General features: G+C 52.9%; 12 protein-coding genes. 7 read left to right on the top strand and 5 right to left on the bottom strand.

Annotation, left to right across the window (positions count from 1 at the left end):
* The first annotated feature begins 57 nt into the window (after positions 1-57).
* Positions 58-756 (top strand): envelope stress response regulator transcription factor CpxR, encoded by a 699-nt coding sequence (cpxR, locus tag LG384_RS00760; RefSeq protein ID WP_005121756.1) that lies wholly within the window; start codon positions 58-60, stop codon positions 754-756.
* A complete protein-coding gene (gene cpxA / locus LG384_RS00755; protein ID WP_045449282.1) occupies positions 753-2,126 on the top strand; it encodes an envelope stress sensor histidine kinase CpxA in 1,374 nt (457 codons plus the stop codon). The genes cpxR and cpxA overlap by 4 nt, the downstream gene beginning before the upstream one ends.
* 62 nt (positions 2,127-2,188) lie before the next feature.
* Here cpxA and yiiM read toward each other — a convergent pair whose 3' ends face one another.
* Positions 2,189-2,863: a 6-hydroxyaminopurine reductase gene (yiiM, locus tag LG384_RS00750; protein WP_045449280.1), complete on the bottom strand. Its 675-nt coding sequence runs from the start codon at positions 2,861-2,863 to the stop codon at positions 2,189-2,191.
* A gap of 152 nt (positions 2,864-3,015) precedes the next feature.
* Here yiiM and LG384_RS00745 point away from each other — a divergent pair, with 152 nt between their 5' ends.
* Entirely contained in the window at positions 3,016-3,906 is an 891-nt protein-coding gene (locus LG384_RS00745) for a dihydrodipicolinate synthase family protein (RefSeq protein ID WP_045449278.1), read from the top strand.
* A gap of 85 nt (positions 3,907-3,991) precedes the next feature.
* Here the strand turns inward: LG384_RS00745 and kdgT are convergent, their stop codons facing one another.
* Together kdgT and sodA are read right to left on the bottom strand one after the other, a co-directional pair.
* Complete coding sequence (kdgT, locus tag LG384_RS00740) at positions 3,992-4,975, bottom strand: 2-keto-3-deoxygluconate transporter (RefSeq protein ID WP_225760335.1); 984 nt, start codon at positions 4,973-4,975, stop codon at positions 3,992-3,994.
* Positions 4,976-5,257: 282 nt separating this feature from the next.
* Complete coding sequence (sodA, locus tag LG384_RS00735) at positions 5,258-5,878, bottom strand: superoxide dismutase [Mn] (protein WP_045449275.1); 621 nt, start codon at positions 5,876-5,878, stop codon at positions 5,258-5,260.
* Between the two features lie 255 nt (positions 5,879-6,133).
* On the opposite strand from sodA, the gene LG384_RS00730 reads away from it, so the two are divergent.
* Entirely contained in the window at positions 6,134-7,555 is a 1,422-nt protein-coding gene (locus tag LG384_RS00730; RefSeq protein WP_045449273.1) for an L-fucose/L-arabinose isomerase family protein, read from the top strand.
* 203 nt (positions 7,556-7,758) lie between these two features.
* Positions 7,759-8,793, top strand: a complete 1,035-nt coding sequence (gene rhaT, locus LG384_RS00725; RefSeq protein WP_045449272.1) for an L-rhamnose/proton symporter RhaT — start codon at positions 7,759-7,761, stop codon at positions 8,791-8,793.
* Here the strand turns inward: rhaT and rhaR are convergent.
* Both rhaR and rhaS read right to left on the bottom strand, forming a co-directional pair.
* A complete protein-coding gene (rhaR, locus tag LG384_RS00720) occupies positions 8,790-9,638 on the bottom strand; it encodes an HTH-type transcriptional activator RhaR (RefSeq protein WP_045449271.1) in 849 nt (282 codons plus the stop codon). The genes rhaT and rhaR overlap by 4 nt on opposite strands.
* Positions 9,639-9,789: 151 nt before the next feature.
* On the bottom strand, positions 9,790-10,638 hold the full coding sequence (gene rhaS, locus LG384_RS00715; RefSeq protein ID WP_225760334.1) for an HTH-type transcriptional activator RhaS: 849 nt from the start codon (positions 10,636-10,638) through the stop codon (positions 9,790-9,792).
* Positions 10,639-10,941: 303 nt separating this feature from the next.
* Between rhaS and rhaB the strand changes: the two genes are divergently transcribed.
* Both rhaB and rhaA read left to right on the top strand, forming a co-directional pair.
* Positions 10,942-12,411, top strand: coding sequence for a rhamnulokinase (gene rhaB / locus LG384_RS00710; protein WP_225760333.1), 1,470 nt, complete (start codon positions 10,942-10,944; stop codon positions 12,409-12,411).
* Entirely contained in the window at positions 12,408-13,667 is a 1,260-nt protein-coding gene (gene rhaA / locus LG384_RS00705; RefSeq protein WP_200012965.1) for an L-rhamnose isomerase, read from the top strand. The genes rhaB and rhaA overlap by 4 nt, the downstream gene beginning before the upstream one ends.
* The last annotated feature ends 103 nt before the right edge of the window (positions 13,668-13,770 follow it).

The raw sequence follows: 13,770 nt of genomic DNA, 5'->3' as shown, positions 1-13,770 counted from the left end.
AAGTCATAGATTAGCGCCGCCTGATGACGTAATTTCTGCCTCGGAGGTACGTAAACAATGAATAAAATCCTGTTAGTTGATGATGACCGAGAGCTGACATCCCTGTTAAAGGAGTTGCTCGAAATGGAAGGTTTCGATGTGCTGGTTGCCCATGACGGGGAGCAGGCACTTGAGCTTCTGGATGACAGCATCGATTTACTTTTGCTCGATGTCATGATGCCGAAGAAAAACGGCATTGATACGTTGAAAGCGCTTCGCCAGACACACCAGACACCTGTAATCATGCTGACCGCACGCGGCAGCGAATTGGATCGCGTACTCGGCCTTGAGCTGGGCGCGGACGACTATTTACCGAAACCGTTTAACGACCGTGAACTGGTCGCGCGCATCCGCGCTATTCTGCGCCGCTCACACTGGAGCGAACAGCAGCAGAACAGCGACAACGGTTCGCCGACGCTGGAAGTGGATGCGTTAAGCCTCAACCCAGGTCGCCAGGAAGCCAGCTTCGATGGACAAACCCTGGAGTTAACTGGCACCGAATTCACCCTGCTCTATTTGCTGGCACAGCATCTCGGTCAGGTGGTTTCTCGTGAACATTTAAGCCAGGAAGTGCTGGGCAAACGTCTGACACCGTTCGACCGTGCTATCGATATGCATATCTCTAACCTGCGTCGTAAGCTGCCAGAGCGTAAAGACGGACACCCGTGGTTTAAAACCCTGCGCGGTCGCGGCTACCTGATGGTCTCCGCTTCATGATAGGGAGCTTAACCGCACGCATCTTTGCCATCTTCTGGTTGACGCTGGCACTGGTGTTGATGTTGGTACTGATGTTACCCAAGCTCGACTCACGCCAGATGACCGAGCTACTGGACAGCGAACAGCGCCAGGGGTTGATGATCGAGCAACACGTTGAAGCTGAACTCGCGAACGATCCACCCAATGATTTGATGTGGTGGCGTCGCCTGTTCCGTGCAATAGACAAGTGGGCACCGCCGGGACAACGTTTATTGCTTGTTACGACGGAAGGACGCGTGATCGGTGCAGAACGCAACGAAATGCAGATCATTCGTAACTTTATTGGTCAGGCGGATAACGCCGACCACCCACAAAAGAAAAAGTACGGTCGCGTTGAGATGGTCGGGCCTTTCTCTGTCAGAGATGGCGAAGATAACTACCAACTGTATCTCATTCGACCTGCCAGCAGTTCACAATCAGACTTTATCAACCTGCTGTTTGACCGACCGCTGTTACTGCTGATCGTCACCATGCTGGTCAGTTCCCCGCTGTTGCTCTGGCTTGCCTGGAGCCTGGCGAAACCGGCACGTAAGCTGAAAAATGCGGCGGATGAAGTGGCACAGGGTAACCTGCGTCAGCATCCGGAACTGGAAGCAGGTCCGCAGGAATTTCTTGCAGCAGGCGCCAGTTTTAACCAGATGGTGACCGCTCTGGAACGGATGATGACCAGCCAACAACGGCTGTTGTCGGACATCTCCCACGAGTTGAGAACGCCGCTGACGCGCCTGCAACTGGGTACCGCTCTGCTACGCCGTCGTAGCGGTGAGAGCAAAGAGCTGGAACGTATTGAAACGGAAGCACACCGACTGGACAGCATGATCAACGATTTACTGGTCATGTCGCGTAATCAACAGAAAAACGCGCTGGTCAGTGAAACCGTGAAAGCAAACCAGTTGTGGGGCGAAGTGCTGGACAACGCCGCCTTTGAAGCTGAGCAGATGGGTAAATCGTTAACGGTAAACTTCCCGCCAGGGCCGTGGCCGCTGTACGGTAACCCGAATGCGCTGGAAAGTGCGCTGGAGAACATTGTTCGCAACGCCCTGCGTTACTCGCACACCAAGATTGAAGTGGGCTTCGCGGTGGATAAAGACGGGATTACCATCACCGTAGACGATGATGGCCCGGGGGTGAGTCCCGAAGACAGAGAACAGATTTTCCGTCCGTTCTATCGTACCGATGAAGCGCGTGACCGCGAATCCGGCGGTACCGGTCTGGGTCTGGCGATTGTCGAAACCGCTATTCAGCAGCACCGTGGTTGGGTGAAGGCCGAAGACAGCCCGTTGGGTGGTCTGCGTCTGGTTCTCTGGCTGCCGCTGTATAAACGCTCGTAATTAAACCTGTTGTGCCGGGCGGCGACTTCGCCTTACCCGGTCTACGTTTCTGCTGGGGGGAATTATTTCCCCCACAATCTCCGCGAATTGTCTTCGATTTTGCCGCTTAAACGGCGTTTCTGCATCGTTCTGGTCCAGCTTTTCGATAACCCCGCAGCCGACAGCAAACGGTGGTACTGCTCATCATCGAACGGCATATGCCAGGCAATAGCAATTGCCTCCTGCACGCTGACGTCGCTGACACGTGAAGCCAGAATCAAGGGGGCATCCGCCGACACCATCCCTGGCGCGATAACGCTGTACAGCCAGCCGGTTTTGCCTGCGTTTTGCATCTGGCTGGCCATATCACTGATGCCAAAATGGTAGTTAAGCTTAAAACACGGCGAGCGCGGCTGCGTGACCTGAATCAGTGCCTCTCCCCAATGGAAGATATCACCGATATAAACATTCTCTTCCGTCATTCCTTCAGTTGAGAGGTTCTCACCAAAGGCGGGGGCAATAAATAACTCTGACTGTTCGGGGAATTCTTGTCTCCAGTGCAGATAGTGTTCACGCGGATAGTGGCACAGCGCTCGGTCCGGTCCACCGTGAATTTTCGTTTCCGCCTGCTCATCGCCTGCCAGACCCAGTTCAGTCAATATCAGCTCGCCATCGACCTGAACTTTCGCAATCGCGCTGGGACGGCTTCCTATGTAGTCCCGAATCTTGCCTGTAAAAACATCAACCGGATATCGCATCTGTTCCCTCTCCCGATAAATTTCCCCCATTACACCATATTTATTTTACCCCAGTCGCTCAAAATGAGAGCACGGTTCACATGAAAATTAGGTACACATGCTATCAATGTAAACTGGTTTTGAAACATCATTTCAATTAAGGAGTCAACAACGTGACTGGTCAATCGCAATTTGCTGGCGTCTGGTGTCCGTCCATTACGCCGATGGACAATGATGGCAAGATCGATCTCAACGGTCTGAGTCAGCATCTCAAACGCCTTACCGAGGCAAAGATCGACGTTATTTTACTGATGGGCAGCATTGGGGAATTTGCCTCCTTTACGCTGGAAGAGAGACTGTTGCTGATCCGTGAGGCCCGGGCCATGAGCTCGCTGAAGATGGTCGCAAATGTCTCATCCACATGCCAAAATGATGTTCTGCTGATGGCGCAAGAAGCGTTTCACTCAGGATATGATGCCGTCATGATCCTGCCACCTTACTACTACGGACAAACATCGAAACAGTTGCTGAGCTACTTCCGCCAGCTAGGACAGAAGCTCAGTGGAAAATGGTTTGCCTATAACTTCCCGGCACGTACCGGCTGTGATTTAACGCCTGAACTGGTTGCCACACTCGCCGCTGAGTTCCCGAACTTCGCCGGTATTAAAGACACCGTGGACTGCCAGTCGCATACCCGCAGCATGATCCAGACAACCCGCGCCGTGCGGGAAGATTTTGCTGTGCTCTCCGGCTACGACGAATACTACATTCCTAACCTGCTGGCAGGTGGTGCAGGGATTATCTCAGGGTTGAACAACGTCATGCCGGAACTGTTTGTCAGCGCGCGCGAGGCATTTAAGCAGGGCGACCTGGCTGCGCTACGCGACATTCAGGATAAGATTGGCACGTATATGTCCATCTACGCGATTGGCGAGGATTTTGTCACCACCATTAAAACTGTAGTGTCACGTAAGTATGGTTATTGCTCAGGGGTTTCACGTAATGCAGGTGGGGAACTGAACGAGAGTGAGTGTCGGACAATTGACGAGGTCTTTGTCCTTTAGTTTTGCACCTGTGATGCCCGGTAGCGCGAACGCTTACCGGGCCTAAACTGGCTGGATAAGCGCAGCGCTATCCGGTAAAAAATATTTACTTCACCGTGCCGCGAATATCAATTTCCGCCGCTCTGGCTTTAGCTCTTTTCGACCAGATAGAAGTGATAATCGGCACAAGAATTGATGTCACAATCACCGAGGTTGCCACCAGAGAAGTCGCTGCCGGAGCCATTGGTTTAAACGCTGGAACCATTTCGGCAATCAGCACCGGCGTGGCAACTGCCGCACCTGCAGAGCTGGAAGCCGCAACCCCCGCCGTACCATCCCCGCCGCCAATCAGTTTATCGGCGATAATCAATGGGATACCGGTGACGATAATCACCGCTACGCCCAGCAGTATACCCAGCACGCCGGTCTGAGCAATCACGCTCAAATCAATGGTGTTACCCAATGCGAAGGCAAAGAAAGGTATCAGCGTTTGCACCGCTTTACTGAAGAACTCGCGAAGCTCAGGGTCCAGATTTCCCAGTGCAAAACCAATCAGGAACGGCAACACCGCACCGACAAACACATGCGGTTCAAACGAAGCAATCCCCGCAGTTCCCAGAATGACCATGGTCATGAGCGGGCCGGACTCCAGTGACATCAGGACAAACGCCCCAGCCTCTTCCTTGGTGCCGTATTGCTGCATGATCGAGGCATACAGCCCGCCGTTGGTCATATCCATTGCAGCCACCAGCGCCAGCGTGGACAACCCGGCAAAGAACCCCACCTCCACTCCATGTTCTGGAAGAATGCGCGAAGCGATCGCCGCCACTACCCATGCCACAAGAATCTTGGTTATTACTAACGTGCCAGATTTACGCAGTACGGTTCCGGTGGCGCTTAGCTTAATCGACGCCCCCATGCAAAAGAACCAGACAGCCAGAATCGGCACTGTGCCAGTGATCATACCGTTGGTGAATGAGCCGAAGTATTTTCCGGCGCCGGGTGAAAAGGTGTGACATAACGCGCCCAGAAATAGCGGCACCAGCATCATACCGCCTGGGATTTTCTCTATCGTACGTTTGATATGCATTTCCATCACCTGTAGACATAAAAATGGGGCATTTTTATGGGCGATTGCATCTTGCTTATGAGATGCGCCCGTCTTGATGGAAAGAAGATAGACACTCAGAGGACAGATAAAAGTGATCCTAATCGCACAATAAAACATTGTTTCAATTTAAATGGATCAATGTTCCCATATTGATTTTGATCACAAAAAAGCCCCCACAAGCATGACTTGTAAGGGCTGTATCAGGTCATCAGATCCCGGCCTGATAATCGTAACGCTATCAGGTTTCAGGCATCATCAAACTTATTTTTTCGCCGCAAAACGCGCTGCTGCTTCGTCCCAGTTCACCACGTTCCAGAACTCTTTGATGTAGTCCGGGCGACGGTTCTGGAATTTCAGGTAGTAAGCGTGTTCCCATACGTCCAGACCCACGATCGGGAAGCCAGAAGCACCAGAGATAGCTTCGCCCATCAGTGGGGAATCCTGGTTAGCAGTGGAAACAACAGCCAGCTTGTCACCTTTCAGAACCAGCCACGCCCAGCCAGAACCGAAACGGGTTGCTGCCGCTTTTTCAAATTCAGCTTTAAAGTTATCAACAGAGCCAAAGTCGCGCTCAATAGCGGCTTTCAGATCGCCCTGCAGCGTGGTACCGGTTTTCAGCCCTTTCCAGAACAGGCTGTGGTTAGCGTGACCGCCAGCGTTGTTACGCAGTACGGTTTTCTTATCCGCAGGCAGTTGATCCAGTTTGGTGATCAGCTCTTCAGCAGACAGGTTGGCGAATTCAGGCAGGCTTTCCAGCGCAGCGTTAGCGTTGTTTACATAGGCCTGGTGGTGTTTGGTATGGTGAATTTCCATCGTCTGCTTATCAAAGTGCGGTTCAAGGGCATCATAAGCGTACGGCAGGGATGGCAGTGTATAACTCATAATCATCTCCAGTATTGTCGGGCGGCCAGTGTTAACGCCGCGTAAGCAGTTGAGTCATTATAGTTAATTAAATGATATTGAAAATGATTATCAATGCCGTACTTTTTACATGGCTATTATGAGATGAAAATGTGAGCATTAGCGGAATAATCAGGCGAATTTTGCCAACACGCAGAGAAAACAGGCAACGACATAAAGGACACGGGAGACAAAGCAAGAGATAGTCTCTGGATTATCTCACGAGGAAATATTGCTATGTCTGTCAACATCGCCCTTTTCGGTATCGGCCTCGACACATACTGGCCCCAGTTTACTGGCCTGGAGTCACGACTTCAGGGCTATCTGCAAACAATTGACGAGCGTCTGACGGCGCAACAAGCCACCGTAATTAACGGCGGCCTGATCGATAACGTCGACAAAGCCGACGCCCTTATCAGGCGGTTGCAGCAGCAGCCTGTCGATGCTGTCTGCCTGTACATCAGCACCTATGCCCTCAGCGCAACGGTACTGCCTTTGGTGCAAAGCATCAACAAGCCGGTCATTATTCTGGCCTTACAGCCAGAGCCTGGCCTGCCCTATTCGACGATCCGTCAAATCCCGGATCGGGGCGGGCGTACCGGAGAATGGCTGGCGCACTGCCAGGCCTGTAGCGCGCCCGAACTGGCAAACGTGTTTAACCGCGCGAATATCCGCTTTCAACTGATTGTGGGTGCATTACAGGGCGATGAGTACGTCTGGCAACAAACTGCGCAGTGGCTACAGGCCCTGAACGTACGCCAGATGCTGTCAAACTGTCAGGTCGGCGTACTCGGACACTATTATGACGGTATGGTGGACGTTTACAGCAATATGACGAATTTATCCGCCAGATTGGGCGTACGTTTTAAGCCGCTGGAAATGTGTGAGCTGGCGGAATATCGCGAGCAGGTCAGCGAGACGGACCTCTGCGCTAAACGGCAAGAGACGAACCGCGTGCTACAGGTGGAAGCAGCCTGTGAACCCGCTGAACTTGACCGCGCGCTCACCACGGCCTGCGCCATGGATAAACTTATTGCCCGGAATACCCTTGGCGCACTGGCCTATTACTACGAAGGTCGAAGCGGTAATGCTTACGAAAATATCATCACCTCAATCATCCTCGGTAACACGCTGCTCACCCACCGCGGTATTCCCGTGGCAGGAGAATATGAAATCAAAAACGTGCTGGCAATGAAGATCCAGCAACTCCTGGGGGCCGGAGGTTCGTTCTCTGAACCCTATGGAATTGAATTTAATGACAATGTTGTACTGTGGGGGCATGACGGCCCGGCACATCCGCTGATGGCGGACGGCCCGGTTAACCTGGTACCGCTGCCGGTTTATCATGGTAAACCCGGTAAAGGTGTATCTATCCAGATGACCGTAAAACCCGGCCCGGTAACCTTTCTTTCGGTTGTTGAAGATGCCGAAAACGGCGTGCGTTTGCAGTATGCCGAAGGTGAAGCTGTGGCGGGTGAAGTGCTGGATATCGGCAACACCAACAGCCGCTATCGTTTCCCTTTATCGGCTCGCGAATTCACAACGCAGTGGTGCCTGGGCGGTCCAGCCCACCATTGCAGCATTGGCCTTGGTCATCATGGCGACGTGCTGGATAAACTCGCCTGGCTGCTGGGCATTCAGGCAGTAAAAATCTGCTAACCCGCGACATTTCCGCCCTTCTCAAAAAAGAGGGGCGGAAGATCAATTTGTGATCAACATCCCTATCATCCCCTGAATTTTGCCAGCATTGCCAATCCTGCGGCAGCATGCTGAAGGTTAATTTATTGCTCACTCTTTAGACTTTCGATCATCAAAACGGGAGATTTTTATCCAGCCAGATCGATAATTTAAAAGGAAACAGAATGGGTAACGCAATTACGATGGGGATATTCTGGCATCTTATTGGTGCCGCAAGTGCCGCTTGTTTCTACGCCCCTTTTAAAAAGGTACAACACTGGACCTGGGAAACCATGTGGTCCATAGGCGGTTTTGTTTCATGGCTAATCCTTCCCTGGCTCGTCAGTTCGATCCTGCTACCGGACTTCTGGGCCTATTACCGTTCTTTCAGCGCTTCCACACTGCTGCCGATATTTTTATTTGGCGCGATGTGGGGGATCGGTAACATTAACTATGGTCTGACCATGCGCTACCTCGGCATGTCGATGGGAATCGGGATCGCCATCGGCATTACGCTGATTGTCGGCACCTTAATGACGCCTATCATTGCCGGTAAATTTGATGTGCTCGTCGGCACACCCGGTGGCCGTATGACCCTGTTCGGTGTGCTGGTCGCCCTGATCGGCGTAGCAATTGTCACCCGCGCCGGGCAGCTAAAAGAGCGCAAGATGGGCATCAAAGCGGAAGAGTTCAACCTGAAAAAAGGTCTGATACTGGCGGTGATGTGCGGCTTTTTCTCCGCCGGGATGTCCTTTGCAATGGATGCGGCAAAACCGATGCACGAAGCCGCTGCCGCACTCGGTATCGATCCGCTGTATGTTGCCCTGCCAAGCTACGTGGTGATCATGGGCGGCGGTGCGGTAATCAACCTCGGCTACTGCTTCATTCGTCTGGCAAAAATGAAAAACTTGTCGATAAAAGCCGACTTCTCGTTAGCAAAACCGCTGATTATCAGCAATATCCTGTTTTCGGCGCTCGCCGGGCTGATGTGGTATCTCCAGTTCTTCTTTTACGCCTGGGGCCATGCCAAAATTCCGGCGCAGTATGACTACATGAGCTGGATGCTGCACATGAGTTTCTACGTCCTGTGCGGCGGTATTGTAGGCCTGATTATGAAAGAGTGGAGCAATGCGGGCCGACATCCGGTCAGCGTGCTAAGCCTCGGTTGCGTGGTGATTATCGTCGCGGCCAATATTGTCGGTATGGGAATGGCAAGCTAATCGTTTTGATTACCGAGATGACGCCACTGGCTGGGCGTCATCCCGGTTTCCCGTGTGAACACCACCGAAAAATAGTTACTGTCCTCAAAGCCACAGCGCATAGAAATTTCACTGATCATCAACCGACTATGCTGAAGCAGATACTGAGCATGGCAAATTCGCACTTGCCGGAGGTACTGGTTGATAGTCATTCCTGTCTGGTTACGAAACTGCTGGCGCAAAACACGTTCGCTGCACTGCTCACGGTCGCAAAATTTGTCCAGTTCAAAGGCGTGTTCATGGCTCCCGGCCAGAGCGGTGATCAGTTTATCCAGCAGCGTTTCGCTTGATGTTGCCGGAAGCGTGTCCGTGGCATAACGATGCCGTTTCAGGATCATCACCAGTTGTCCAAATAACAGCTCTGCCAGGTCAAAAGCCTGCGGGTCGCGTTGATGGCTCTCATGCTCAAGCTGGCTAATGACCTGCCGGGCTTGGGTCATCCCGGCGCTGCCCAGTCGCCAGTGCGGCTGTCCCGCCGAGTCATTAAATCCTGGGATCGCGCTTTCCCAGCCCAGATTCAACGTCAGCCGTTCCGGGCAGTAGATAATATTCTGCAAAACGAGGTCGTTAACTGAGGTGTAGGAATGTTTATCTTCAGCACGAATATAAAACAGATCGCCACGGGTGATGCGGTACGGGCGATCGTTGAGAACATGCAGGCCATTGCCTCGCCAGACCATAACCAGTTCGCAAAACTCATGGGTGTGCTCAGCAAAGACGTTTTGCGGATAGCGATCGGCAACGGCGACCGCCTGCCGGGCATTGGCAAAAAAGTCTGACTTTAGAAGAATTAACCGCTCAGTCACCGTACCACCTCGATGCTTTGTTGCCTGATGGCGATACGCTTATCAGGCCGACACTGCGCCCTTGTAAGCCGGATAAGACGAAACTGTCATCCGGCGTTAAGGAACGTGATTATCTGAGAACTGGCGGCAAAAAACGTTGATAGCATTCGCGTTACTGGAGGCTGCTTCCCGCAGTGCGGTCACGTCCCTGGCGAATATCGCGTGGCGACCAGTCGAACTCCCGGCGAAACAGCGTCGAAAAGTGGTTACTGTCGCCAAAACCACAGCGATAAGCGATGTCCGTAACACTATCATCGCTGTGGCGTAATAAATGCCGGGCCTTAATGAGCCGCAGACGATTTAGATAGCGCTGCGGCGTCAATCCGGTTTGCTGTTTAAGCTGGCAGTGCATAGTGCGTAAAGAGAGCGAAAACTTTTCGGCTACCGCTTCCCAGCACACCTCATCGGCAAAGTGATCTTCCAGCCACGCCATCAGCTGATTAAGCCGCGCATCATTATCTGTAGCCACTTCCATCAGGCTACTTTTGCGTAACAACACCAGCAGTTGCATAAACAGGATCTCGCGATTTGCCGCCGACGGCGTGTCCATCTCATCACCGAGTTTTTCCATCTGCCCCACCAGCAAACGAACCTGTTGCAACACGCCCTGATTTACCCGCCAGTGGGACGGATACTGACCGTTCAGTTCCTGGGGCAAAAGCTGATTCAGTCCGGCCAGAAACTGAAACGCATCCGGGGAACGATACAGAATATTTGTCAGACACAGGTTGTCAGTATGTTCATATAAGTGTCTGTCATGATCGCGGACAAAACAGACTGTTCCGCCGCTGATGGTGTAGGGCTGTCCGTTGAACACATGGATACCTGTCCCATGCTCAACCACCACAATTTCATGAAAATCATGGTGATGCTCAGGGAATGCTGACTGAGGAAGCCGCGGTTCAATCGTGAGGGTTGCTTTACCTGTCGGAAAAAAATCCACGCAATGCAGTACGGTCATGATGACATCCTTCCCGATCAAATGAACATGGCTGAATAGTAATTAAGGGTTACCACCCTCACCTTAAATTTTTGACGCCAAAGCGCGTAAACAGAGTTAATTCTTCAAGAAATAGTGGGAAAAAACGGGAATTGCGGAAGGGGTCACACCAGGCAAAATCACCGCCATTACCAGGAATTGTGAACACCATCACGTTCACCTTTGCCAGGCTGCCAGCCGCTTATTGAGGCTGTCACTAACAAGAAGGTACACCTTTCCGGGAGTTCTTAGACTGAGCGTAATAAAACTCAGAAGGACCTCGCTATGACTCTTCGCCATTGTGTCGCTGTCGATCTCGGCGCATCCAGTGGACGCGTAATGCTGGCGCGTTACGACAGTGAACACCGCACCCTGACGCTGCGTGAAATCCATCGCTTCGTTAACTGTCTGCAAAAAACAGACGGTTTCGACACCTGGGACATCGACAGCCTGGAAAACGACATTCGCCTTGGTCTGAAGAAAGTCTGCGATGAAGGCATTCGGATAGACAGCATCGGAATTGATACCTGGGGCGTGGATTACGTTCTGATCGGCAAAAACGGTCAGCGTGTCGGACTCCCCGTCTCTTATCGCGACAGCCGCACAACGGGCGTTATGGCACATGCCATAGCGCAGCTTGGCAAAAGCGAGATCTATCGCCGTAGCGGTATTCAGTTTCTCCCCTTCAACACCTTGTATCAGCTCCGTGCCCTGACAGAACAACAGCCAGAACGGGTCTCCCAGGTGGCCCATGCCTTGCTGATCCCCGATTACTTCAGCTATCGCCTGACCGGTGAACTGAACTGGGAATACACCAACGCCACAACCACCCAGTTAGTCAATATCAACACCGACGACTGGGATGACACTCTGCTGGCCTGGACCGGTGCAGCAAAATCCTGGTTTGGTCGACCCACACATCCGGGGAACGTTATCGGCAACTGGATTTGCCCGCAGAAAAATCAAATCCCTGTGGTTGCCGTCGCCAGCCACGACACTGCCAGTGCGGTGATCGCGTCACCGCTGGCCGATCAAAACAGCGCGTATCTCTCTTCAGGCACCTGGTCACTGATGGGGTTTGAGAGCAGAACACCGTATACCAACAATACGGCGCTGGCAGCCAATATCACTAACGAAGGCGGTGCGGAAGGACGCTACCGCGTGCTGAAAAATATCATGGGGCTGTGGCTGCTCCAGCGCGTGTTAAAAGAACGGAACATCACCGACCTGACGGCGCTTATCGCCCAAACGCAAGCCTTACCGGCCTGCCGTTCCCTGATAAACCCTAACGACGACCGCTTTATCAATCCTGACGATATGTGCGCGGAAATTCAGGCGGCATGCCGCGAAGCAGGCCAGGCCGTTCCCACGCAAGACGCTGAACTGGCTCGCTGCATTTTCGACAGCCTGGCATTGCTGTACGCCGACGTCCTGCAGGAACTGGCGGACCTTCGGGGTGAGGCATTCAGCCAATTACATATTGTCGGTGGCGGCTGCCAGAACGCGTTACTCAACCAACTTTGCGCTGATGCTTGCGGTATCCGCGTCATGTCCGGGCCAATTGAAGCCTCTACCCTCGGCAATATTGGCGTTCAACTGATGACGCTGGACGAGCTGAACAACGTCGATGATTTCCGCCAGCTAGTGATAGCCAACTATGACCTGACGACCTTCATTCCAAATCCTGAAAGTGAAATTGCCCGCTACCAGGCGCAGTTTCAATCAATACGACAGACAAAGGAGCTTTGCGCATGACCACTCAACTTGAACAAGCCTGGGAACTGGCAAAACTACGTTTTGCAGCGGTAGGTATCGATGTCGAAGAGGCATTACGCCAGCTCGATCGCCTGCCAGTCTCTATGCACTGCTGGCAGGGCGATGATGTCGCTGGATTCGAAAACCCGGAAGGTTCGCTCACGGGCGGTATTCAGGCTACCGGCAACTATCCGGGCAAAGCGCGTAATGCCGTCGAACTACGTGCCGATCTGGAGCAGGCGCTGAGCCTGATCCCTGGTCCAAAACGTCTGAACCTGCATGCTATCTATCTGGAATCCGATACGCCAGTTGCCCGTGACCAAATCAAACCCGAACACTTTAAAAACTGGGTTGAATGGGCGAAAGCAAACCAGTTAGGCCTGGACTTCAACCCATCCTGTTTCTCTCACCCGCTGAGTGCCGACGGCTTCACGCTGGCACATGCTGACGACAGCATCCGTCAGTTCTGGATTGACCACTGCAAAGCCAGCCGCCGCATTTCGGCCTATTTCGGCGAGCAATTGGGAACACCATCGGTGATGAACATCTGGATCCCGGATGGCATGAAAGACATTACCGTCGACCGTTTGGCTCCGCGTCAGCGCCTGCTGGAAGCGCTGGATGATGTCATCAGCGAAAAACTCGATCCGGCGCATCACATCGATGCCGTGGAGAGCAAACTGTTTGGCATCGGCGCAGAAAGCTACACCGTCGGCTCCAACGAGTTCTACATGGGCTATGCCACCAGCCGCCAGACTGCGCTGTGCCTGGATGCGGGTCACTTCCACCCGACTGAAGTCATTTCCGACAAGATCTCCGCTGCCATGCTGTACGTACCTCGCCTGCTGCTGCACGTCAGCCGTCCGGTCCGTTGGGACAGCGACCACGTGGTGTTGCTGGATGATGAAACCCAGGCGATTGCCAGCGAGATCGTCCGCCACAACCTGTTCGACCGTGTACACATCGGTCTCGACTTCTTCGATGCCTCAATCAACCGCATCGCGGCCTGGGTTATTGGCACCCGCAATATGAAAAAAGCCCTGTTGCGTGCGCTGTTAGAGCCGACTGAACAGCTTCGTCAGCTCGAAGCCAGTGGTGACTACACCGCACGTCTGGCCCTGCTGGAAGAGCAGAAATCTCTGCCGTGGCAGGCGGTCTGGGAGATGTATTGCCAGCGTCATGACGCTCCGGCAGGCAGCCAGTGGCTGGACAGTGTCCGCGCCTATGAAAAAGAGATTCTGAGTAAACGTAAATAACCCTGATTGCCGGATGGCGCTGCGCTGATCCGGCCTACGGAAACGACATACATCGTAGGCCCGATAAGGCGTAATCCGCCATTGGGCAACAAAACAGACAGGA

The organism is Citrobacter sp. Marseille-Q3906 (assembly GCF_916618775.1).
In the GTDB taxonomy this organism is placed as follows: Bacteria; Pseudomonadota; Gammaproteobacteria; order Enterobacterales; family Enterobacteriaceae; genus Citrobacter; species Citrobacter murliniae.
The sequence above is the reverse complement of the archived record's forward strand: the minus strand, read 5'-3'. Positions and strand labels throughout refer to the sequence as shown.

Excerpts from the sequence above, each read along its gene's own strand:
- yiiM (WP_045449280.1), bottom strand. The coding sequence starts at position 2,863 with ATGCGATATCCGGTTGATGTTTTTACAGGCAAGATTCGGGACTACATA.
- LG384_RS00730 (WP_045449273.1), top strand. The coding sequence starts at position 6,134 with ATGTCTGTCAACATCGCCCTTTTCGGTATCGGCCTCGACACATACTGG.
- rhaB (WP_225760333.1), top strand. The coding sequence starts at position 10,942 with ATGACTCTTCGCCATTGTGTCGCTGTCGATCTCGGCGCATCCAGTGGA.
- cpxA (WP_045449282.1), top strand. The coding sequence starts at position 753 with ATGATAGGGAGCTTAACCGCACGCATCTTTGCCATCTTCTGGTTGACG.
- kdgT (WP_225760335.1), bottom strand. The coding sequence starts at position 4,975 with ATGCATATCAAACGTACGATAGAGAAAATCCCAGGCGGTATGATGCTG.
- cpxR (WP_005121756.1), top strand. The coding sequence starts at position 58 with ATGAATAAAATCCTGTTAGTTGATGATGACCGAGAGCTGACATCCCTG.
- sodA (WP_045449275.1), bottom strand. The coding sequence starts at position 5,878 with ATGAGTTATACACTGCCATCCCTGCCGTACGCTTATGATGCCCTTGAA.
- rhaS (WP_225760334.1), bottom strand. The coding sequence starts at position 10,638 with ATGACCGTACTGCATTGCGTGGATTTTTTTCCGACAGGTAAAGCAACC.
- rhaT (WP_045449272.1), top strand. The coding sequence starts at position 7,759 with ATGGGTAACGCAATTACGATGGGGATATTCTGGCATCTTATTGGTGCC.
- rhaA (WP_200012965.1), top strand. The coding sequence starts at position 12,408 with ATGACCACTCAACTTGAACAAGCCTGGGAACTGGCAAAACTACGTTTT.